The 21,129-nt window shown below is 70.9% G+C and carries 15 protein-coding genes; 8 read left to right on the top strand and 7 right to left on the bottom strand.

Going from position 1 to position 21,129, the window contains the following annotated elements:
- The first annotated feature begins 1 nt into the window (after position 1).
- Both OGH68_RS33185 and OGH68_RS33180 read left to right on the top strand, forming a co-directional pair.
- Positions 2-1,327: a polysaccharide lyase family 1 protein gene (locus OGH68_RS33185; RefSeq protein WP_264249133.1), complete on the top strand. Its 1,326-nt coding sequence runs from the start codon at positions 2-4 to the stop codon at positions 1,325-1,327.
- An 18-nt stretch (positions 1,328-1,345) separates the two neighbouring features.
- Positions 1,346-2,467, top strand: a complete 1,122-nt coding sequence (locus OGH68_RS33180; RefSeq protein WP_264249132.1) for a pectinesterase family protein — start codon at positions 1,346-1,348, stop codon at positions 2,465-2,467.
- A gap of 70 nt (positions 2,468-2,537) precedes the next feature.
- Here OGH68_RS33180 and OGH68_RS33175 read toward each other — a convergent pair whose 3' ends face one another.
- Complete coding sequence (locus OGH68_RS33175; protein WP_264249131.1) at positions 2,538-3,347, bottom strand: pectate lyase; 810 nt, start codon at positions 3,345-3,347, stop codon at positions 2,538-2,540.
- 721 nt (positions 3,348-4,068) lie between these two features.
- On the opposite strand from OGH68_RS33175, the gene OGH68_RS33170 reads away from it, so the two are divergent.
- Positions 4,069-7,773 (top strand): hypothetical protein, encoded by a 3,705-nt coding sequence (locus OGH68_RS33170; RefSeq protein ID WP_264249130.1) that lies wholly within the window; start codon positions 4,069-4,071, stop codon positions 7,771-7,773.
- Complete coding sequence (locus OGH68_RS33165; protein ID WP_264249128.1) at positions 7,760-8,254, top strand: hypothetical protein; 495 nt, start codon at positions 7,760-7,762, stop codon at positions 8,252-8,254. The genes OGH68_RS33170 and OGH68_RS33165 overlap by 14 nt, the downstream gene beginning before the upstream one ends.
- Positions 8,255-8,632: 378 nt before the next feature.
- Here the strand turns inward: OGH68_RS33165 and OGH68_RS33160 are convergent, their stop codons facing one another.
- The 4 genes from OGH68_RS33160 to OGH68_RS33145 all read right to left on the bottom strand — a co-directional run bounded on the left by OGH68_RS33160 (position 8,633) and on the right by OGH68_RS33145 (position 12,837).
- Complete coding sequence (locus tag OGH68_RS33160) at positions 8,633-9,316, bottom strand: hypothetical protein (protein ID WP_264249127.1); 684 nt, start codon at positions 9,314-9,316, stop codon at positions 8,633-8,635.
- Complete coding sequence (locus OGH68_RS33155; RefSeq protein ID WP_264249126.1) at positions 9,313-9,843, bottom strand: SigE family RNA polymerase sigma factor; 531 nt, start codon at positions 9,841-9,843, stop codon at positions 9,313-9,315. Before OGH68_RS33155 ends, OGH68_RS33160 begins: the two co-directional genes overlap by 4 nt.
- 39 nt (positions 9,844-9,882) lie before the next feature.
- A complete protein-coding gene (locus OGH68_RS33150; RefSeq protein WP_264249125.1) occupies positions 9,883-10,890 on the bottom strand; it encodes a LacI family DNA-binding transcriptional regulator in 1,008 nt (335 codons plus the stop codon).
- A 171-nt stretch (positions 10,891-11,061) separates the two neighbouring features.
- Positions 11,062-12,837 (bottom strand): glycoside hydrolase family 6 protein, encoded by a 1,776-nt coding sequence (locus OGH68_RS33145; RefSeq protein ID WP_319020284.1) that lies wholly within the window; start codon positions 12,835-12,837, stop codon positions 11,062-11,064.
- A 523-nt stretch (positions 12,838-13,360) separates the two neighbouring features.
- On the opposite strand from OGH68_RS33145, the gene OGH68_RS33140 reads away from it, so the two are divergent.
- The 4 genes from OGH68_RS33140 (at position 13,361) to OGH68_RS33125 (ending at position 18,565) form a co-directional block, all read left to right on the top strand.
- Positions 13,361-16,276, top strand: coding sequence for a glycoside hydrolase family 48 protein (locus OGH68_RS33140; protein ID WP_264249124.1), 2,916 nt, complete (start codon positions 13,361-13,363; stop codon positions 16,274-16,276).
- 178 nt (positions 16,277-16,454) lie between these two features.
- A complete protein-coding gene (locus OGH68_RS33135; protein ID WP_264249122.1) occupies positions 16,455-16,895 on the top strand; it encodes a hypothetical protein in 441 nt (146 codons plus the stop codon).
- A complete protein-coding gene (locus OGH68_RS33130; RefSeq protein WP_264249120.1) occupies positions 16,892-17,647 on the top strand; it encodes a hypothetical protein in 756 nt (251 codons plus the stop codon). Before OGH68_RS33135 ends, OGH68_RS33130 begins: the two co-directional genes overlap by 4 nt.
- Before the next feature lie 48 nt (positions 17,648-17,695).
- Positions 17,696-18,565: a transporter substrate-binding domain-containing protein gene (locus OGH68_RS33125; protein WP_264249119.1), complete on the top strand. Its 870-nt coding sequence runs from the start codon at positions 17,696-17,698 to the stop codon at positions 18,563-18,565.
- On the opposite strand, the gene OGH68_RS33120 is transcribed toward OGH68_RS33125, so the two are convergent.
- Positions 18,555-18,827, bottom strand: coding sequence for a hypothetical protein (locus OGH68_RS33120; protein ID WP_264249118.1), 273 nt, complete (start codon positions 18,825-18,827; stop codon positions 18,555-18,557). The genes OGH68_RS33125 and OGH68_RS33120 overlap by 11 nt on opposite strands.
- Before the next feature lie 123 nt (positions 18,828-18,950).
- Entirely contained in the window at positions 18,951-20,945 is a 1,995-nt protein-coding gene (locus OGH68_RS33115) for a VWA domain-containing protein (protein WP_264249117.1), read from the bottom strand.
- Positions 20,946-21,129 lie beyond the last annotated feature (184 nt).

The raw sequence follows: 21,129 nt of genomic DNA, 5'->3' as shown, positions 1-21,129 counted from the left end.
CATGTCTGTGAAGAGACGTCAGGGACGCGCCGTCAAGGCAGTCCTGGGATGCACCGCGCTGGTCCTGTCCGTGACCGCGACCGCCGAAGCCGCGCCGCACCAGGACCGCGACCGGGACCGGGACCGGGACCGGGAGGTGGCCCGGCGTACCCTGCCCGCCCACGACGGCTGGGCGTCGCTCGGCACCGGCACCACGGGCGGCGCGGACGCCGACCGCGCGCACGTCCACACCGTCACCACCTGGGAGGAGTTCAGAGCGGCGCTCGCGGCAGACGGCGACGCGCCCCGGATCATCAAGGTCAAGGGCACCCTCGACGCCACGGCGTCCGGATGCGGAGCGTTCGAGGCCGAGGGATACGACTTCGACACCTACCTCGCCGACTACCACCCCGACGTCTGGGGCCGCGACACCCCGGTCGACGGCCCGCAGGAGGACCTGCGCGCCCGGTCGGCCGACAACCAGGCGAAGGCCGTCAAGGCGTACGTGCCGGCCAACACCACCATCGTCGGCGTCGGCCGGGACGCGGGCATCGTCGGTGCCAGTCTGCAGATCAAGGGCGTGGACAACATCATCGTCCGCAACCTCACCCTGGAGAGCCCGCTGGACTGCTTCCCCCAGTGGGACCCCACCGACGGCGCGAACGGGGCGTGGAACTCCGAGTACGACAGCCTCGTGGTGTACGGCTCCACCCATGTGTGGATCGACCACAACACCTTCACCGACGGGCGCCACCCCGACAGTTCGCTGCCCAGGTACTACGGGCAGCTGTACCAGCAGCACGACGGCGAGCTCGACATCGTCAGGGGCGCGGACCTGGTGACCGCCTCCTGGAACGTCTTCGCCGACCACGACAAGACGCTGATGATCGGCAACAGCGACAGCGCCGGCGACACCGACCGCGGCAGGCTGCGGGTCACCCTGCACCACAACCTGTTCCGGGACATCGTGGAGCGCGCCCCGCGCGTCCGCTTCGGCAAGGTCGACGCGTACAACAACCACTACGTCGTCGACCCGGACACCTACGGCTACAGCTTCGGTATCGGAGCCGAGTCACAGCTCGTGGCCGAACGGAACTCCTTCGCGCTCCCGGCCGGTGTCGGCGCCGGCCGGATCCTGAAGAAGTGGAAGGACGCGCCCGTCACGACGGAGGACAACTACGTGAACGGCCGGCCGGTGGACCTGCTGGCCGTCCACAACGCGGAGGTGCCCGAGGAGACTCTCCGCCCCGACGCCGGCTGGACTCCCGTCCTGCGGACCCGCGTCGACCACCCGCGGGCCGTGCCCGCCCTGGTCACCCATCGCGCGGGCGCCGGCCGGCTGCGCTGACCCCGGAAGGGACCCACCATGACCACACACTCCACCGGCGTCGCCCGCCGGTCACTGCTCGCCGCCGGCGCCGGAGCGGCGCTCTCCCTCGCCGTCCACCGTCCGGCGGCCGCCGCCGGACGGCCGGGGCCCTTCGGCCCGTTCGGCTCGCCCACGGCCCGGCTGACGCCGGGGACGCTGTACGTCCACCCCGGCGGGCTCGGCGACCACACCACCGTCCAGGCCGCCGTGTCGGCGGCGGACGGCCCCGGCCGCACCCTGATCGTCGCCCCGGGGACCTACCGCGAGGTGGTGACGGTCCCGGAGTCGCGCGCCGGTCTCACCCTCATCGGCGCCGGCCGCGACCCGCGTGACGTCGTCCTGGTGTACGACAACGCGGCCGGCACCCCGCGGCCGGACGGCTCCGGGACCTACGGGACCAGCGGCTCCGCCACCACCACCGTGCGCGCCGCCGGCTTCACCGCCCGCTGGATCACCTTCGCCAACGACTGGCTGCGGGCGGACCATCCGGGGATCAGCGGCACCCAGGCCGTCGCGATCAAGGTGATGGGTGACCGCTCGGCGTTCCACCACTGCCGGTTCCTCGGCCACCAGGACACCCTGTACACCGACTCGCTCGCCCTGTCCGCCGTCGCCCGGCAGTACTTCTCGCACTGCCACGTCCAGGGCGACGTCGACTTCGTCTTCGGACGGGCACGCGCGGTGTTCGAGCACTGCCGCTTCCACACGCTCGCCCGGGACGTGGACTTCACGCCCAAGGGCATGGTGTTCGCCCCGTCCACCGCCCGCGCGAACCCGTACGGCATGCTCGCCGTGCGGTGCCGCTTCACCAGCGGCGCCGAGGACGGCGCGTACAAACTGTCGCGGCCTTGGGTGCCGAGTTCGGACCCGACCGCATGGCCGTCGCTGGTGGTGCGCGACAGCCGGATCGGTCCGGGCATCGACGCCGTCGCGCCGTACACGAACATGCGCGACGCCCACCCGTGGCAGGCCCAGCGGTACGCCGAGTACCGCAACAACGGCCCCGGGGCCCGGATCACCGTCCCGGAGAACCGGCCGCAACTGGACCGCGTCGGGGCGGCGTCGGCGACGCGCGAGGTATATCTGGACGGCTGGACGCCCTGGCGGAGCGCGGACTGACCCGCGCGGTCACCAAGGAAGCCCCCGCCGGGCGCGCGCCGGGCGGGGGCCTTCACCTTTCGCCGGGTCCTCAGTCGTAGCTGATGTCGGAGGAGCTGTAGCGGCAATGGGTGCCGTCGGGGCCGCTGCCGATCTTCCTCGGCTCGTCGCCGTCGTCGTTGCCCTCGTAACGCTCGCACAGCTCCATCTTGCGGCCGCCGTCGCCGTGGATACGGATGTTGCGCAGCGCCGCCGTGTCGCCGTAGTTGCTGTTGATGCCGACGAGCGACTTCCCGGGCGCGGTGACGTCGACGTCGTTCACGATGATCGAACGCCGGTACTGCGTCGAGCAGTTGCCGCAGGAGCGGACCAGCTTGCCGAAGTCGGCCACCTGGAACTTGGTGACGACGAGCTTGCCCGCGCCGTTGAACTGGAAGACCTTGTCGGACGCCTTCCGCGCGCCTCCGCCGTAGACGGCGTAGACCGAGCCGGACGACTTGCCCTTGAAGCTCGCCGCGTCCTCGCCGACGTCCTCCCACCAGACGTTCTGGAGGGTGCAACTGCCCATGCAGTGGACGCCGTCGGCGGCGGGGCTGCCGAGCACGACGTTCTTCAGGACCGCGCCGTCCTTGAGCTTGAAGATCGGGTCCTGACCTTCGTCCTGGCCACCGTCACCGAGGTCACCGCTGCCGTAGAAGCGCTTCAGGCCGCCGTCGTAGGTCCCGGAGACCTCGATGGTGGCGGTCACCGCCTTGTTGCCCTTGGGCGTCGGCCAGGGGGACGCCGCGCCGGCGGTCGTGAGCATGCTGTTGGTGACGATGCCGGCGGCGGTCAGCCCGAGCGCCGCGCCCAGCGCGGCGAACGCCTTGCGGCGGCGTGGGCTCCGCTCGTGTCGGCTCATTGTTCCGGTCCCTTCGGTGTGGGGGGTGCAGACCTTCGTGTGCAGGTCGCCACCGCGGGAGGCGGGGTTGCCGGGCAGAGCGGGCTTTCTCCGTGATCCGGATCACGGAGCCCGCTGTCGGACGAGCACACGGCCGACCGGCGGCGGATCGTGCGGATGCGGCGAGCGCCGGGTTCCGCACGTGGACCGCGAGGTGCGGACGAACGTGCGGCCCGGCCGCCTGCTCCTTCACCTTCAGTACCTCGGCACCTTGCCGCTTCAGCCGTGACCGCGGTTCGACGTAACCCCACGGGCCGACACGCAGTATTGAAACCACGATCGCATCTCGCGGCGCCCCCGTTAGCAAAGGGCCAAGCCGGTTCAACCGCCGTACACTTGGGCCGAACCTTCCCTCAACAGAGAGTGCAACCCCCAGCGTACCGGCGGAAATTCGCCCTTTCGAAGCTGCCGACCGGCGTGCGATGATCACCGGGCCTTCGGGGGGAAGGCGGGGGAGAACCGTGCGTGGCAAGCGCACGTATCGTGGACAGCGCACCGACCAGCGCACCTTCCAGCAGGACCATCATGCATCCACACGGCATGTCTTATCGCCTGTGGACCGCAGGGCCCTTGGCGTACTTCCTCCTGGGCTGACCCATACGTCGAGCAGACAGGCTGCGAAGTGCGAAGAGTGCCCCTGCCCGGACGACGGCGCGGCAGACGCGCCGGACCGGCGAAGAGAATGACGTCAGGCATCATCTTGGCGACCGCGGCGACCCTCCTGGGCGGCCTCGTCACGGCCGTCCCCGCGGCCGCTGACGAGCCGAACGACCACCCGACCGACCCATGGCTGCGAAGCAATCGCATCAGCCTCGGCTTCGACGCTCGCGAGGACCGCTGCCAGGCGGCCCGCTACATCAGTTTCGGCGGCAGTGAGATGAAGGCCACCGCGTCGAAGGCACTCGCGGGCACCGACGCCGAGGTGGCCACGGCACTCACGGACACCGTGGCCGGCTGGGCACCGGTGAAACAGGCGCACGACCGCGACCAGGCCGCCGACTCGGCCTACGGCGAGCAGTACCGGGCGCGCCACGACAGCCTCAACGCCGCCAACAAGCCCTACGCCTCGGCGAACTCGTTCGACGGGCGGGACTACTTCGCCCCGGAGTTCGCCGCCGGCGTTCTCACCTTCCTCGGTGGCGCGCAGCGCGACATCTACCCCAAGGCATGGGGGGATCCCGTTCCCCGAGCGGGCAACGAGGCGATGGCCAAGGCCGTCCAGCTCTTCAAAAGTCTGCCGATTCCGGAGGACAACTGGGAGAGCAGCTACCAGTCCTTCGCCGGCAGCGAGCTGCTCGGTCCGGGCCACAACGGTGGCAGCGGCTCGGGCTCCGCCAACGACGTGGCGAATTTCCTGCGCTATGGCGGGTTCCCCAAGAAGACCCCCGAGCCGAACTCGATGGAGTTCCGCTCCGAGGTCGAACTGCTCAAGATGGCCTGGGCAGGCTGCGACAGCGCCAACCCCATCGACTTCCACCGTGTGCTGTCCGAGGTGGTGCTCCAGGCCCACACGGAGTGGGAGAGCGAGTACGCGGCACAGGCCAAGCCGCGTGCCGACATCGTGGCAGCCGAGATCAAAGCCTCCCGGGAAGTCCGTACGGCCACAGCCGCCATGGTCGAGGCTGTGAACCAGGCCTGGCGGGCCGACCAGATCCTCTACTGGCAGAAGTACTGGGCTGCACGGCCCGACAGCATCCTCCGCCCCAAGCCGGCAGAATTCACCAAGGCCAAGACCGACCTCGCGGCGGCCCGCAAGGCCGCGGCGGCTAAGGTGCCGGTTGCCGACAAGGCCGCCGCCGCCGCCAAAGCCGCTGCCGCCCAGGCCACCACCGCCCAGAACGCCGGATACGCCATAGCGGACGCCGTGAAAGCGCCCCGCGGGCGGGGTCTGCTGTACGCGCAGCAGTCGGCCCAGGTGGCCAAGGCGTCCGCGGCCGCCGCGACGGCGGCGGCGAAGGCGGCCCTGACGGCCTCCAACGCCGCCAAGGCCACCGTGGCCGACAGCGGCGCGCTCTACTCCCTGAGCAAGACACAGGCGCATGCCATCAACACCGAGTTCCGCAGGGTCGCCGCCCAGGAGGCCGCCGCCCAGGCGAAGGCCGCCGCCACGGCCGCCGCCGCCCAGGCCAAGGAAGCAGCCGCCAACGCCACCAAGGCGAAGAACGCGCAGGCGACCGCCGAAGCGGCGGAGCAGACGGCCAAGGCCGGCGCGGCCGAGGCGAAGAGACAGCGCGGCATCGCGGAGGCCGAGAAGGCCAACGCCACCCGGGAGCACGCCACCGCCACCCGTGAGCGGCAAAAGGCCGCAGCCGCCGAACAGCGTGCCCAGACCCAGCGGGAGGAAGCCGGGCGTGCGCGCGGCTCCGCCGAGGCGGCAGGTGCCACCGCCGCCGAGAAGCGCATGGCCGCCGAGGCGGCAGAGGCGCGGGCCACGCTCGCCCGGGCCAATGCCGAAGCGGCCGAGCGGAACAAGAACGCCACGGCCTCGCGTGCATCGGCGCTCGAAGCCGCCGCGGCAGCCGCTGACGGCACCAGCAGCGCCGGCGAGGCGCGGCAGGCCGCGACCACGGCCCGCAGCGCCGCCAACGACGCGTCGGGCGCCGCGGGGCGGGCCCGGGCCGCCGCGAACGACGCTTCCACGTCAGCGGTGAACGCCCGCGCCGCCGCCACCCGCGCGGACGCTGCCGCGGCACGTTCCCGTGCCGCGGCCGACAGCGCCTGGTCGGCCTACCTCACCACCAGTGCGGCTGCGGCCACCGCCCACGCCGCCGCGGCCGAGGCCATCGACGCGGCCGCGGCGGCCAAGGCCAACGCCCGCAACGCGGAGGCCGAGGCGAAGAAGGCACAGGCCGCCGCCATCAAAGCCCGTCAGGAAGCGACCGCGGCGAAGGCCGAGGCGGCCCAGACCACGGCGTGGGCGGTGAAGACCGCCGGCTTCGCCTTCGCCGCCGGCCAGGCGGCCGTCGGCGCCCGGGACGCGGCGCACGCCGTAACCGTCGCCGCCAACCAGGCCATCTCTGTCGGCAGCCCGTACCGGGAAACGGACACGTCCGCCGCCTTCGCGGTGCTCGTGGGCCAGACCGCGAAGACGCTCGCCGAACAGCAGGCCGCTGCCGCCCAGGCCAAAGCCAACGAGGCCGCGAAGGCGGCAGCCGCGGCCAAGGCTCTCGCAGCGAAGGCCGCCGGCGACGCCAAGATCGCAGCACAGGCTGCCGCTGCCGCCGCAGCGGACGCGGCCAAGGCTCTCCAGTCGGTCGCCGCGGCCCGGGCCTCTGCCGCCGAAGCGGCCAAGGCCGCGGAAGCTGCGAAGACGGCGGACGCCAACGCCCAGAAGTACGATGCGCAGGCCGGAGCCGACGCCATGCACGCATCGTTCGCCGCGAGCGACGCAGAATCGGCGGCCGCGGCCGCCGATCGTGAAGCGACCGATGCCGAGCGCGATGCCGGCAGCGCGAGCTCCGCGGCCACGGCGGCGGAGAAGGACGCCGGCAATGCCCAGGCCACCGCTGCCCGGGCGGAGAAGGACGCAACCGCCGCGGAGAGCGCCGCCTCCCGAGCGGTGGAGAGCGCCACGGAGGCGGACAAGGCCGCCGACCGCGCCGAGGCCGCCGAGCGTGAGCAGGAGAGGCAGGCAGTCAAGGAACGGCTCGAGGCCAATGGTGGCGACACCGGACCGGACCTCACCCAGGACGAGGAAGCCCTACTGCTCAGGGAGTGCGGCCAGGGGTGCGTCGATGCGTTCCGTGCGGCCAAGGCATTGGCCGGACAGGGCATCTTCGACTGGTTGAAGGCAAACGGCGGCGAGATCCTCCTGGAGGAGATCGGCTACCGCGACCTTGAACGCTGCTTCACCGAGGGCGACATCGAAAGCTGCCTGTGGACGCTGGCGAAGGCCGTGCCCGTCGCCAAGGCATGGTCCGTCGGCAAGGCGATCGTCCGGGTGGCCAGTGGCATCGGCGGTTTCCTGGAAAATTCCGTCACCGCCAAGCGGACGCTGGACAAGTTCCGCAAGATCATCGACGACGCCAAGCAGGGCAAGGGCCGCGCCTGCCCGGTGAAGCCCAAGTCGGCGGCGGTTCGCACCGCTTCGCTTGCCGTTCCGGCGGGGGCCGGCCTGGCCGCGGCCTCGGAATACCCGGGCGTGGGCACGATCGTCAACGAGGGCGGCGTCACCATCCAGATCTACTCCAATGACCACGCTCCGCCGCACGCGCACGTCAAGGGCGGTAAGGGCAAGGAAGTCAGGATCGGCCAGAACGGCAAGCCGCTGGCGGGCGACGGCGAACTGTCCCGCTTGCAGAAGGCCGTGGTCGACAACAACCTCCGTACCATCAGGGAGAACATCCGAGTCGCCATGGAAAGGTTCAAGGCCAATGGCGGATGCTGAGCTCTCTCCCGAGCTGCGGGACGCCCTGCGGGTTCTGGAGGACCACCTGGGCAAACCCCTGCCCGACGCCCACGACAGCCATGCCCGCTGGGAGCTGTACCGGGCAGCACTCGCAACCGACACGGCCCGGGCCGCCCTGCTGGGTGCCGTCAGGGCCGAACCGGACGGCGCGCTCGCCTCGGGTGTCGTGGGCGAGGCCCTGGAACGGCTTCCCCGCACCGAGCGGGAGACCTGGATCCGGTCCCTCGCGCCCGAGGTCCGCGCGTTCAGTGAACGCCGGGCCCGGGAACTGTGCGCCCTGGAGGACCTCCGGTCCGGAGCTCTTGCCCCGGGCCGCGTTCCGGAGCTGATCGACACCTGGAGCGACTGGCTCCAGCTCCGTATCGTCACCGAGGCACCCGACGAGACGGTGCTGCGAGCCCTGGCCGTATCCGGTCGTACCAAGCGGATCCGGCGTAAGGCCGCCGAAGCGCTCGGCTGACGCACCTCACGTCGTCTTTGTGAACGCAGGCTTCAAGCCGATCTCCACTCAAGGCACTTGGGCCGCACCCTCCGTCAACGGAAGGTGCGGCCCACTGCTGTACCGGCGGCGGGTTTCGCCCTTTCGCCGAGGGACCGGCAAGCGACGATCGCCGGACGTTCGGGGAAAGGCGAGGGCGGAGAACCGTGCGTGAAGAGCGCACACGGATCGACGGACCGCACTGACCGGCGCCGGCACGGGCCGCTCGCCCAGGCCGTGGGCCCGTCGAACGAGGTACGGCCCGGCTGAAGTCCGGTCGGATCTTACGCAGGTCACGCAGCATCCCGAACCGGATGGCGCCCATCGCAAGAGCCCTCCTGAGAGGAAACGCTGAACAGCTCACCTTCGGGCGGGCGTGAACTCCCCGTCGGCCTCGGCCGGTTCGCCCGACGCCCCGGTCCGGACGGTGTACGTGTCGCCGCCCGCGTCGCGGCCGCCCTCGGCGTGGTTGTACTGGCCGGCGAAGACGTGCCGGCCCGGCGGGACGGTGCGGCCGGGCCGCAGCACCCAGCGGTACACGAGGGCGTCGCGCTCCTCCCGTACGGAGAAGTCGAAGTCGGCGGCGGGGCGGGTGCGCCAGTTGCCGGTGCTCTCGACGCCGCCGGTCCTGGCGATGCGCAACTCCACGGTGAGCGAGGTCAGTTCTCCGGCGTTCTGCACGGTGACATTGGACTGCGCCCAGTAGCTGTTGCTGTGCGGGTCCACCGAGCCGTCGGCCCACAGCCGGCCGTCACCGGTTCCGGCCGGCGCGGAGGGCGTGGCCGGGGGCGCTGCCACGCCGGTCGCGTCGTCCTCGTCGTGGCCCATGGCCGCCACGGCGTAACCGCCGAGGGCCAGCACCGCGACGACGGCCGCCGTCGCTCCGGCGATCCGCACCCGGCCCGACAGGCCCATGGGCGGCGGGACGGCCGGGTGCTGCTCCTCGGCCATGCCGCGTTCGACGCGGGCGAGCATCCGCGCCCGGTCCGGGCTGTGCGACCGCGCCGCCTCCCGCAGCCGCCCGCGTACCTCGTCGTCCGTCACTTCCTGCCTCCGACCAGATCAGCGGCCGCCCTCGGGCCCAGCAGCCGTTGCAGTTCCGCCATGCCCTTGGAGGTCTGGCTCTTGACCGTACCGACCGAGATGCCGAGCACCAGGGATGTGTCGCGTTCCGACAGATCGAAGGCGTGGCGCAGCACGACACAGGCGCGCTTGCGGAACGGCAGCGCGCGCAGCGCCTCCTGCACGTCGACGACCCCGGGCACGTCGGGGCCCTCGCACGCGTCGGAGCGCCGGGACCAGAACAGCGCGACCCGGCGGCGCTCACGGACGGCGCTCCGGATGCGGCTGCGGGCCAGGTTGGCGACCACACCGCGGGCGTAGGCGGCGGGGTGCTCGGCGGCACGGGCCCGGTCCCAGCGGTGCCACAGAGCGAGCATCGCGTCAGCGGCGAGGTCGTCGGCGGCGTCCGCCTCGCCGGTCAGCAGATGGGCGAGGCGAGCCAGTTCCGCGTAGTGGCGTTCGAAGAACTCCTGGAACTCCGCGCGCGCGTCAGTGGCGGGTGTGCCCACGGCGGTGTCCTCTCTCCCGGGCCGGCAGCGGGCGGCCGGTCAGCGGGGCGCCGGTCCGGAGCTGGCCCGTACGGTCAGTTCGGGCGGGAGCAGTACGGTACCGGCGGCCTCCCGGCCGTCCAGCACGGCCACGACCTGCTCCACCGCGCGCCTGCCCATCTCCTGTGCGGGGACCGCGACCGAGGTGAGCGGGACCGATGCCCGCTCGGCGACCTGGTCGGGGCAGACGGCGACGACCGAGACGTCCTCCGGCACGGCCAGGCGCCGCTGACGCAGCAGAGCGAGCAGCGGGTCGGTGGCGGCCTCGTTCTGGACCACGAAGGCGGTGGTGCCGGGGCGTTCCTCGAGGATCCTGCCGAGCGTGGCGTCGACCGCGCTCCAGCCGATGCCGCAGGGGCGGTGGAGCAGGCGCAGTCCGTGGGCGTCACAGGCGGCCCGCAGACCGGCGAGGGTGCGCTCGGCGAAGCCGGTGCGGCGTTCGTAGACCCCGGGCGCCTCGCCCACGAACGCGATCTGCCGGTGCCCGAGGCCGGCGAGGTGTTCCACGCAGAGCGCCCCGGCCGCCTCGAAGTCGAGGTCGACGCAGCTGACTCCGGTGGTGTCGGAGGGCAGTCCGATCAGCACGGCCGGCCGCTGTGCCTCACGCAGCAGCGGCAGGCGCTCGTCGTCGAGTTCCACGTCCATGACGATCATCGCGTCCGCGACCGCGCTGCCCTCGACGCGGCGCACGGCGTCCGGGCCCTCCTCGCCGGTGAGGAGGAGGACGTCGTAGCCGTGGGCGCGGGCCGTGGTGGTGACCGCCATGGCGATCTGGAGCATGACGGGCACATAGATGTCGGTGCGCAGCGGCACCATCAGGGCGATGATGTCCGAGCGGCTGCTGGCGAGGGCCCGGGCGCCCGCGTGGGGCCGGTAGCCGAGCTCTTCGATGCTGCGGTTCACCCGCTCCCGGGTGCTCGCCGAGATCGAGCGCTTTCCGCTGAGCACGTAGCTGACGGTGCTGGCCGAGACTCCGGCATGGCGGGCGACATCGGCAAGGGTGACCATTCACGTTCTCCACGGCGGACCGAACGGACGCGCCTCGGCGCCCTGGGCCATGACCCTAAGTTGCGGGTCATGGCCTGTCCAGGCCGGCCGAGGCGCGTCGGGTTCGGTCACCGGGCCACCGGATCACCGGTTCACCGCAGGCGGCGGTGACCCGGTGACCGGCTCGTGTCCCTAGAGCGCGGGGGACGCGTTCTTCATGAGCTCCTGGAACTGTGCGGAGAACCAGTGGCCGGAGACCGGGGCGTCACCCAGCGCGCCGGACATGTTGTTCCCGTTGCGGGCGTTTCCGGTGTAGGTCGGGTCGCACATCCGGTCGAAGCCCTTGCCCTCGTCGTTCGGGATCTCCTTGCTGGATCCGTCGGACTCGCCCGGCGGCTTGACCCACAGGTAGGCGTCGATGCCCGGCTCGGGAGCCGCCTGGGGCCGCTCGCCGAGACCGGCCCCCGCCTGGTTGCACCAGTTGCCGAGGTGGATGCGGCGGTCGAGCTTGCCGCCGTTCACATAGGTGTCGACATTGGTCTGCGGACCCGGTCCGGTGGGCCGGGCGGCGCCGCCCCAGCCGTTGCGGGAGGTGTCGATCAGCATGCCGATGTCCGAGGCGAAGCCGGCCTGGACCAGGCGCTGGCGGAACGCCTGGGCGTAGGACAGCTCGTCGACGTAGCGGTTCCAGTCGACCCACTTGGACTGGCGCACGGAGGTGCCGTTCACCGAGTCGTCGATGGAGTAGTACGGCTCCTCGAGGACCCCGTAGTTGGCGGTGTTGGTGATGAAGCCGTGGACGTACTCCAGCTTGCTGCCCTCGGCCTTGGCGGCCTCGGCGAACAGCTCTGCGGACGGGCCGAAGTTGTCGTCCCAGCCGAGCCAGCCGTGGTGCCCGGCGTCGATGTAGTTGTAGACGTTGGGAATCGGGCCGAGCTTGGACAGTGCGTAGCCGACGCCCTTGACGTAGTTGCCGTTCGCCTTCATCACGTCGCACTCGGGGGTGGCGGTGGGCCGGCCGCCGGCGTTGGTGATGAGGTTGGGCAGCGAGTCGATCTCGATGACGGTGGTGATGCGCAGGCTCGCGTACTTCGGGTCGGCGACGGCCTCTGCGATCGGGTCGATGAACTCGCTCTTGTAGCGCGGCAGTTCCTCAGGGCCGAGCTCGCCGTTGGAGGCGAGGGCGGCGCAGTCGCGGCCGGGGAGATCGTAGACGACGATGTTGATGGCGAGCGGGTCGCCTCCGGACTGCTCGAGCGCCTCGTCGAGGTGGTCGCGCAGGCCCATCCCGCCGTTCACGCCCTCGATCGCCGCGATGCGGTCGAGCCACACCGAGGTGGAGGTGTCCGAGATACGGCTGCCGCCCGGTTCGGCGGCCGCCTTCGCGGACCACTCCGGGTTGACGTACAGCTTGGCGCCCGCGAACGGGTTGTCGGCCTTCTGGCCGGCCGGCGGGTCGGTCGGGGGATCGGTCGGGGGATCGGTCGGCGGGTCCGTGGGCGGATCGGTCGGCGGGTCCGTCGGGGTGGTGTCGCCGTTGCAGGCCACGCCGTTGACCGCGAAGGCGGTCGGGGCGGTGTTGGTGCCGCTGTAGGAGAACTGGGCGCCGGGCGAGACGGTGGCTCCGCCCGCGATGGAGCGGCTCCAGTCGGGGCCCTTGACCGTGATGGTCTTCCCGGACTGCGACCAGACGCCGTTCCAGCCGTTGCTCAGCCGCTGGTTGCCCGAGTAGTCGTAGGTCAGTACCCAGTTGTCGATGGCGGTGCCACCGGTGTTCTTGATGTCCACCGTGGCGGTGAAGCCGGTGCCCCAGTCGCTGGTCCGGTAGTCGACGCTGCAGGCGAGTGCGGCGGCGGCGGCCGGCGTCTGCATGACGGCGACCGCGCCGGCGCCGGTGGCGAGCAGGCTGCAGGCGGCCAGCAGCGCGGTCCGCTTTCTGCGCAGTGGTGGCGCGGTGTCGCGGCTCATGGTGTCGCGGCTCATGAGGTGACGTTTCCTCTCGTCGACGAAGCAGAGTGGGGGCGTGCAGCCGGCCGGCCGGTCACAAGAAAAACCGGCCGTTCAATGGGAGCGCTCCCAGCCAGTTGGCCGAATTCCGAGGGAGAATCCATTCGCTCTGGAGACTCAACCGGCCGGGGAGCAGGCCGTCGCAGGGTGATGCCGTCCGGGCCGGGCAGGCCGCCGGACGGCGCGACGGGGAGGTGCGGGGGGTGGCGCATAAGCGACTCCTTGCAGCTCGGACCCGCCGGAACCGGCGTGTCCAGTGATGGAACCGCTCCCACTGTTTGCTCCGGAGGCTAGCGCCGAACCGCACGGCAGGAAAGGGGAGTTGGCGAATTTCTTGACGGAAGGCACGTCGGCGCGCCGGTTTCTGCGACAACTCTTGACAGCTCTGTCCGGCCACTCCACCGTGGGAGCGCTCCCACTGGTTCAAGGCTTGTGCTCAGCGTTCAGTCGCCCAACTCCCAGAGCCGCTAGGAGAGTCACCCCCATGTCCCCACCAGGAAGACGGCGCCCGCTGCGGCGCGTACTCACGGCGCTCGCCGCCGTCCTCTCGCTCCCCCTGGCCCTGACCGCGACCGGCACCGCGCCGGCCCATGCCGCCGCCGTCCAGTGCAGTGTCGACTACCGGACCAGTGACTGGGGCTCCGGATTCACCACCGACCTCACCCTCACCAACCGCGGCTCCGAGACGATCGACGACTGGACCCTCCGTTACGACTACACGGGGAACCAGCGGCTGAGCAACGGCTGGAACGGCACCTGGTCGCAGTCCGGCAGCACCGTCACCGTCAAGGCCCCCGCCTGGAGCCGGTCGATCGCCGCCGGTGCCGCCGTCAGCACCGGCGCCCAGTTCTCCTACAGCGGCACCAACGCCGCCCCCACCGCCTTCACCGTCAACGGCACCAGCTGCACCGGCGCGCACCAGCCGCCGATCGCGGTCCTGACCAGCCCGGCCGCCGGTGCCGCCTTCTCGGTCGGCGACCCGGTCCCGCTGGCCGCCACGGCCGCGGCCGCCGACGGCGCGAGCGTGAGCAAGGTCGAGTTCTACAGCGACACGACCCTGCTCGGCACGGACACCACCTCGCCGTACAGCTTCAGCGCCACCGGCCTCGCGGCCGGCAACCACTCGCTGTACGCCAAGGCGTACGACAGCCAGGGCGCCGCCGGCGAGTCCTCCCCGGTCGGGATCACCGTGGCCGCCGGACCCGCCGTGGTCGCCTCCCCGTCGCAGCTCGCGGTGCGGCAGGGCGAGTCGGGAACGTTCGCCGTCAAACTGTCGACTCAGCCGTCGTCGAACGTCACCGCCTCGGTCGCCCGCACCGCGGGCAACTCCGGCCTGAGCGTGAGCAGCGGCGCGAGCCTCACTTTCACACCGTCGAACTGGAACACCGCGCAGCAGGTCACGATCGCCGCCGACAGCGAGGGCAGCGGCGCGGCCACCTTCGCCGTGACGGCTCCCGGCCACGCCGCCGCCGAGGTGACGGTGACGCAGCTGGGCGGTTCGAAGGAGTACGACGAGCGCTTCCTCGAACTGTACGAGAAGATCACCGACCCGGCCAACGGCTACTTCTCGCCCGAGGGCATCCCCTACCACTCGGTCGAGACACTGATCGTCGAGGCCCCCGACCACGGGCACGAGACCACTTCGGAGGCGTACAGCTATCTGATCTGGCTGCAGGCCATGTACGGCCGGATCACCGGTGACTGGACGAAGTTCAACGGCGCCTGGGAGATCATGGAGAAGTACATGATCCCGACGCACGCCGACCAGTCCACCAACTCCTTCTACGACCCGAACAAGCCGGCGACCTACGCGCCGGAGCACGACCAGCCCTCGCAGTACCCGGCCGAGCTCCAGCCCTCCGTCGCCTCCGGCAAGGACCCGATCGCGGCCGAGCTGAAGAGCGCGTACGGCACGGACGACGTCTACGGCATGCACTGGCTGCAGGACGTCGACAACGTCTACGGCTACGGCAACGAACCCGGCAAGTGCGAGGCCGGTCCGAGCGCGACCGGGCCCTCGTACATCAACACCTTCCAGCGCGGGCCGCAGGAGTCGGTGTGGGAGACCGTGCCGCAGCCGACCTGCGACAAGTTCGCCTACGGCGGCCCGAACGGCTATCTGGACCTGTTCACCAAGGACGCCGCGTACGCCAAGCAGTGGAAGTTCACCAACGCGCCGGACGCGGACGCCCGCGCGGTGCAGGCCGCCTACTGGGCGGACCTGTGGGCCAAGGAGCAGGGCAAGGGCTCCGAGGTCTCCGCCACGGTCGCCAAGGCCGCCAAGATGGGTGACTACCTGCGCTACGCCATGTACGACAAGTACTTCAAGAAGGTCGGCGACTGTGTCGGGCCCACGACCTGCCCCGCCGGCACCGGCAAGGACAGTTCGCACTACCTGCTGTCCTGGTACTACGCCTGGGGCGGAGCGACCGACGCATCCGCGGGCTGGGCCTGGCGCATCGGCTCCAGCCACGCGCACGGCGGCTACCAGAACCCGATGGCCGCGTACGCCTTGAGCGCCTACGCACCGCTGAAGCCGAAGTCGGCGACCGGCCAGGCCGACTGGGCGAAGAGCCTGGAGCGGCAGATCGAGTTCTACCGCTGGCTGCAGTCCGACGAGGGCGCGATCGCGGGTGGCGCGACGAACAGCGTCGGCGGCCGTTACGAGGCCCCGGCGGCGGGCACCCCGACCTTCTACGGCATGGCGTACGACGAGAAGCCCGTCTACCACGACCCGCCGTCGAACCAGTGGTTCGGCTTCCAGGCATGGTCCATGGAGCGGGTGGCGGAGTACTACCAGCAGACGGGCGACGCCGAGGCGAAGGCCGTGCTCGACAAGTGGGTCGACTGGGCCGTGTCCGAGACGACGATCAACCCCGACGGCACCTTCCTGATGCCCTCCACCCTCCAGTGGTCGGGCAAGCCGGACACCTGGAACGCCTCGGCGCCGGGTGCCAACGCCGGCCTCCATGTGACCGTGGCCGACTACACCCAGGACGTGGGCGTGGCCGGTGCGTACGCCAAGGTCCTGACGTACTACGCGGCACGGTCGGGCGACGCCGACGCGAAGCGGGTGGCGAAGGGGCTGCTGGACGGCATGTGGGTCCACCACCAGGACGCGCTGGGCATCGCGGTGCCGGAGACGCGCGCCGACTACAACCGCTTCGACGACCCGGTGTACGTGCCCAGCGGCTGGACGGGCACGATGCCGAACGGCGACACGATCGACTCGTCGTCGACGTTCGCCTCACTGCGCTCCTTCTACCAGGACGACCCGGCGTGGTCGAAGATCGAGGCCTATCTCGCGGGCGGCGCCGCGCCCGAGTTCACGTACCACCGCTTCTGGGCACAGGCCGACATCGCCCTGGCCATGGGCGCCTACGCGGAGCTGCTCGAGTGACGCCGCCGCGTCGCTGAGCGGCCCCCGGCGCAGCGGAGCCGGGCGGGCATCCCCCCATGATGCCCGCCCGGTTCCGTCGTCGCGTGCGGTCTGCGGACGCGCGATCGTGTGACGCGAAGTCACTTCCGTTGCACGGTGAGTTGAGTAGAGTTGACGATGATCCCGGAGGGGAGTGCGCATGTCCGAATTAATGACAGCCGCGGCTGTGATCGCACCGTTCATCAGCACCGCGGCAACGTCCTTCGCCGGAGCCGTCGTCCAGTCCGCGCAGACCGCGCTGGCGGACAACGCGGTGGAGCGGGGCCGGGTGCTGCTGGGCAGGGTGCTCCGGAGGGATGCCGACGACCCTCCGGAGACCGAGCAGGACGCCGCGGCGGCCACGGCCATCGAGGAACTCCCGCCCGACGAGCGGGAGATGCTGGAGACGGCGGTCGGTGAATGGCTGGCCGACGGTAACGACCTGAGCGCCGAGTCTCTGCACAGGCACATCCGCATCGCCCATCACGCGGGCGACCGGATCGATGTGAGGACGTACGGCGACGGCTCCCCCGCGATCGGCAGGCTGGACACGGCCACCTTCAACTACAACCCGCAGCCCAAGCAGGGGGGCGGTAGTTGAGCGGCGACCCGCCGGGCCGGCGCAGCAGCGGCACCACGTCGGGTGACAATTCGCCGGCGATCGGCTTCGCCAACACGGCGAATTTCGGCGGCAAGCTGTTCATCAGCCTGTTCGCCGGAGACGTCGAGTCCGCCGACAAGGCGAAACGCCTGAGCGGCTGGAACTGGCCGCCGTTCCTGCTGGTCGTCTGTCTCGGCAGCTACGCCCTGATCAGCGCGCCCGACGGACCGCTGCGCCAGTTCGTGTGGGTCTACCTCGCCTTCGGTGCAGCGGTCGGCCTGGCGCTCGCCCGGCTGATCGCGCCCGCGGGCGGGAGGCGGGCCCGCCGTTGGCGCGTCCCCATGTCGGCGACGGCGCTGATCTGCGCGGTGGCCGGGACGGTCGGCATGGACCATGTCGCGGACCACGGCGAGATCGACGTCACCGGCCGGACCCGGATCACCGCCGGCACGGTCACCAACGGCTCCCAGCTGGGGCTCGTCGTCGACAGCCCCGCCGACCGCTCACGGCTGCGGCTGACGCTGACGATCCGGGACGCGGAACGGGCCCGCCAGTTCTGCGCGCCGGAGACCCGCTACTCCGCCCAGCTGCGGGGGAACGCGAGCACCCGCGTCGAGGGGGTGAAGAGCGGACAGACGGTCGAGTTCCCGCTCGGCGGGCTGCAGGACGAGATCGACGTCCGGATATCCCTGCGGACCGACGAGGGCTGCCAGATGAGCCTGTTCGTCGCGAACGCCGTACTGCACGACTGAGAGGACACAGTGGCTGACACTCCCCGACCCCGGTGCTCCGCCTCGCGCTTGCGAGGACGCGTCCTCGGCATCGCCGCGGCGATGACCGTGCTGGCCGGCCTCGCCGCCTGCTCCTCCGAGGAGCCGGAGCCGGAGTTCCTGGGCGTGGAGCGAATCACGGTCGCGATGCACAACGACCTGCCCGGTGTGTCGTACTCCTCGAACTACGACCGGTCGGGACTGGACTTCCTGGTGCTCCAGCACATCCAGGAGGAACTCGATGTCGCGTTCAGCGAACCCGTCGACGTCTCGTCCGGTGACCGGGTGACGCAGCTGCTCGAGCGCAAGGCCGACATGACGATCGCCTCCTTCTCCATCACGGCCGAACGGATGGACCTGATCGACTTCGTGGGCCCCTATCTCAAGACCCGCCAGGGTTTCCTCGTCGGCCCGCAGGGAGCCGGGGCGGAGCGGCTGTCCGATCTGCGCGGCAGCCGGATCTGCACCTGGCAGGGGACCACCTCGCGGGAGGCACTGGAAGGCATCAGGAAGACGGTAGGCGCCGACCCGGTCACACTGACCGACGCGTCGGACTGCATCGAGCAGCTCATCTCCGGCCAGGTGCAGGCCGTCTCCACCGACCAGGCCATCCTCTACGGCTTCGCCCAGCGGCACGAGAAGGACGGTCTGCGGGTGGTTCCGGACGTGACGATAGGAGCACCGCAGTACTACGGCATCGGACTGCCGAAGGGGCACCGGGCGGACTGCGGCAAGCTCGAGGAATGGCTCAAGAGGCACGTGGGCACCAGCACCTGGATCAGGGACGTCGAGACGTCCCTGCCCACGCTCCCGGAGGAGAACCCGGCCTGGATCAGCAGCCACAAGCCGAACAGCGCCGAGATCGAGGCACGGTCGTGCCGGGACAGCATCAGTCCTTGACGACCGCTCGCCGTTCGGTGTCCGGGAGGATCGCGCGGTCCGGCAGGTCCGTGCGATCCGGGCGGAGCGCGCGGTCCGGGCGGGCTGGGAGTCGCAGCAGGCACATCAGGCTCACCGCGCACACGCCGGTCAGACAGGCGGCGACGGCCCACGGCAGATGCCCGCCGGCCGACTGGAAGAGACGGCTGTCGATCAGGGGGTGAAGCGCGCCCCCGAGCAGCGCCCCGGTGTTGTACGAGATCGCGGTGCCCGCCGCGCGCACACGCGGATCGAACAGCTCGGGGGCCGTGGAGCGGGCGCTGACCGCTGCCCGAACTCTCCTGACCGCACGAGCGCACCGACGGCCCGCCCGTTCCGGGGCGGGCCGTCGGTCGGGCGTGGATCGTCAGCCCTTGTGGATCACGATCGAACCGCCGCCGAGGGTGGTCGTCGGGTCGGCGTCGGGCGCCGAGCCGATCTGGTTGTCGTAGACGAGGGTGTCGTCCGCGGTCTTCCACACCCTCATCCGGAACGTGTCCGGCGAGCTGTCCACCGCGGAGAGCATGAACGAGTACCCGGCGGCGCCGTTGACCGTACCCGTGCCCTTGAAGATGGCCTTGTCACCGGCGACGACGAGCCACTGGTGGTCGCCGGAGTGAAAGTTGAGGTTTCCGGCCTTGAACTGGAACTCCGTGCTGCCCGTGGGCGCGGTCGCGCCCTTCTTGTACTTCGACACGAAGCCGAAGTTCGCTCGCCCGGTCGCTCCCGGGTCGGCCGGGTAGGCGCCGGCCGGCGAGTTGATCCAGCCGCCGCCGGTCACGAACCCGCCGTTGGGGTCGTAGACGACGACGAAGCCGCAGTGCCGGGTGTCGGACCCGCCGTCGTCATCCGTGACGGTGACGGCGATGTCGTAGATGCCCGCGGCCGCGTACTGGTGCGCGCTGCCGACCGGGGAGTTCACGCCGGGCACATCGGTGCTGGTGCCGTCACCCCAGTCGACGGACATCGTGTGGGTGTCGAGCGTGCCCGGGTCGGTGAACGTACCGGCGAAGGAGACGTCGGTGTTCACCGCGTGGGGGTCGACGGGACAGGTGTTCAGGGCGAGGTCCGGGGCGACGTTCTTGACCGTCACGGTCGTGGAGTCGTCGTCGGTGAGGCCGTTGTCGTCCGTCACGGTGAGCGTCACGGCGTCGCCGCCGTCGTCGAGACCGTTGTACGTGGCCACCGTCGCGCCGGCGTTCGCCAGCGCGCCGACGCCCGCATCGGCGCCGCTCCAGGCGTACGAGACGACGGTGCCGTCCGGGTCATGGCTGGCGGAGCCGTCGAGCGTGACCGCGGACCCCTCGTCGACGGTCTTGTCGGGCCCGGCATCGGCGACGGGCGGCAGGCAGTTGACGGTGACGACGACCTTCGGGAAGGTCACGGAGGCGTTCTGGTCGTCGTGGTAGACGACGGACTTGTTCACGTCGAGGGGCCCGCAGGGTGCGCCGCGGTGCTTGACCTGGTACGTGATCTCCAGGTCCTCGTCCCCCAGATCGGCCCGGGACCAGGTGAATCCGTCGGCGGTGACGTTGTTCACGGCCGATCCGGCCAGGTTCGCGGTCACGGTGCCGGCCACGAGCTCCCAGGGCGTGTCGAGCGTGACGACGACGGACGGGTGGGTGGCGCCGGGCACCACGACCGCCTCGACGATCTGCTTCAGGAGTGTGTCGATGCTGCCGAAGTCACCGGCCGAGAAGGTGTTGTCGGAGCCGGGGCCGCTGGCGATGACCTCGAGCGTGGCCTGCTGGATCCCTCCGCCGACGCCCACGGCGAAGACGGTGGCCTTGGCCTGCAGGGCGGCGGCCTCGGCGGCGGTGTTCCCGCTGGTCGCCTCACCGTCGGTGATGACGATCACCAGTTGGTTGCGGGCGGGGTCGTCGGCCCCCATGACTGCGTTGGCCTCGGCGAGGCCGCAGGCGATGCAGGTGCCGGTGTTCTGCTTGGGGTTGGTGTCGATGGCGTTCAGGACGGCGTCCTTGTCACCGCTGAGTCCGCTGACGGGCGGTGTCACACCGTCGGCGAAGCCGACGATGCCGACCCTGCCGCCGTTGGTGAACAGGCCATGGGCCGCAACACCGTTGACCACGCTCTTGGCGAAGTCCTTCAGCTGACCCCACTCAGTGGCGTCGATGCTGCCGGACTCGTCGAGTACGAGGACCAGGTCGGTCGGCGTCGACTGGGTGCTGGACTCGCCGTCCAGTCTGAGCTTCACGGTGGAGGCGCCGTACCGAGCGACTGCCGTGGGGCTGGCCGAGGCGTCGGGCACGGGCGCCGCCGCGGCGCCGGGCGCCAAGGCGACCATGCCGGTCACGGCCAGCGCCAGGGCCACGAATCCGGCCACGAGAGCCCTTACGGGCATGGATGTGCGCATACGCGTCGTTAACGCGCTCATTGATTCCCCCCTAGGAATCCAGCAGCGAGCCGGGCACACCGATGTGCCCGACTCCGCCGTTGTCCGCACGGAGCGTGCCCACTCGAGCTCGCGGCGTCAAGGGATTGCACGGATCGGACGGATGTACGCATCTTCGGCGTCGGCGGAACAG

The sequence above is a fragment of the Streptomyces peucetius genome (assembly GCF_025854275.1).
GTDB lineage: Bacteria > Actinomycetota > Actinomycetes > Streptomycetales > Streptomycetaceae > Streptomyces > Streptomyces peucetius_A.
The sequence above is the reverse complement of the archived record's forward strand: the minus strand, read 5'-3'. Positions and strand labels throughout refer to the sequence as shown.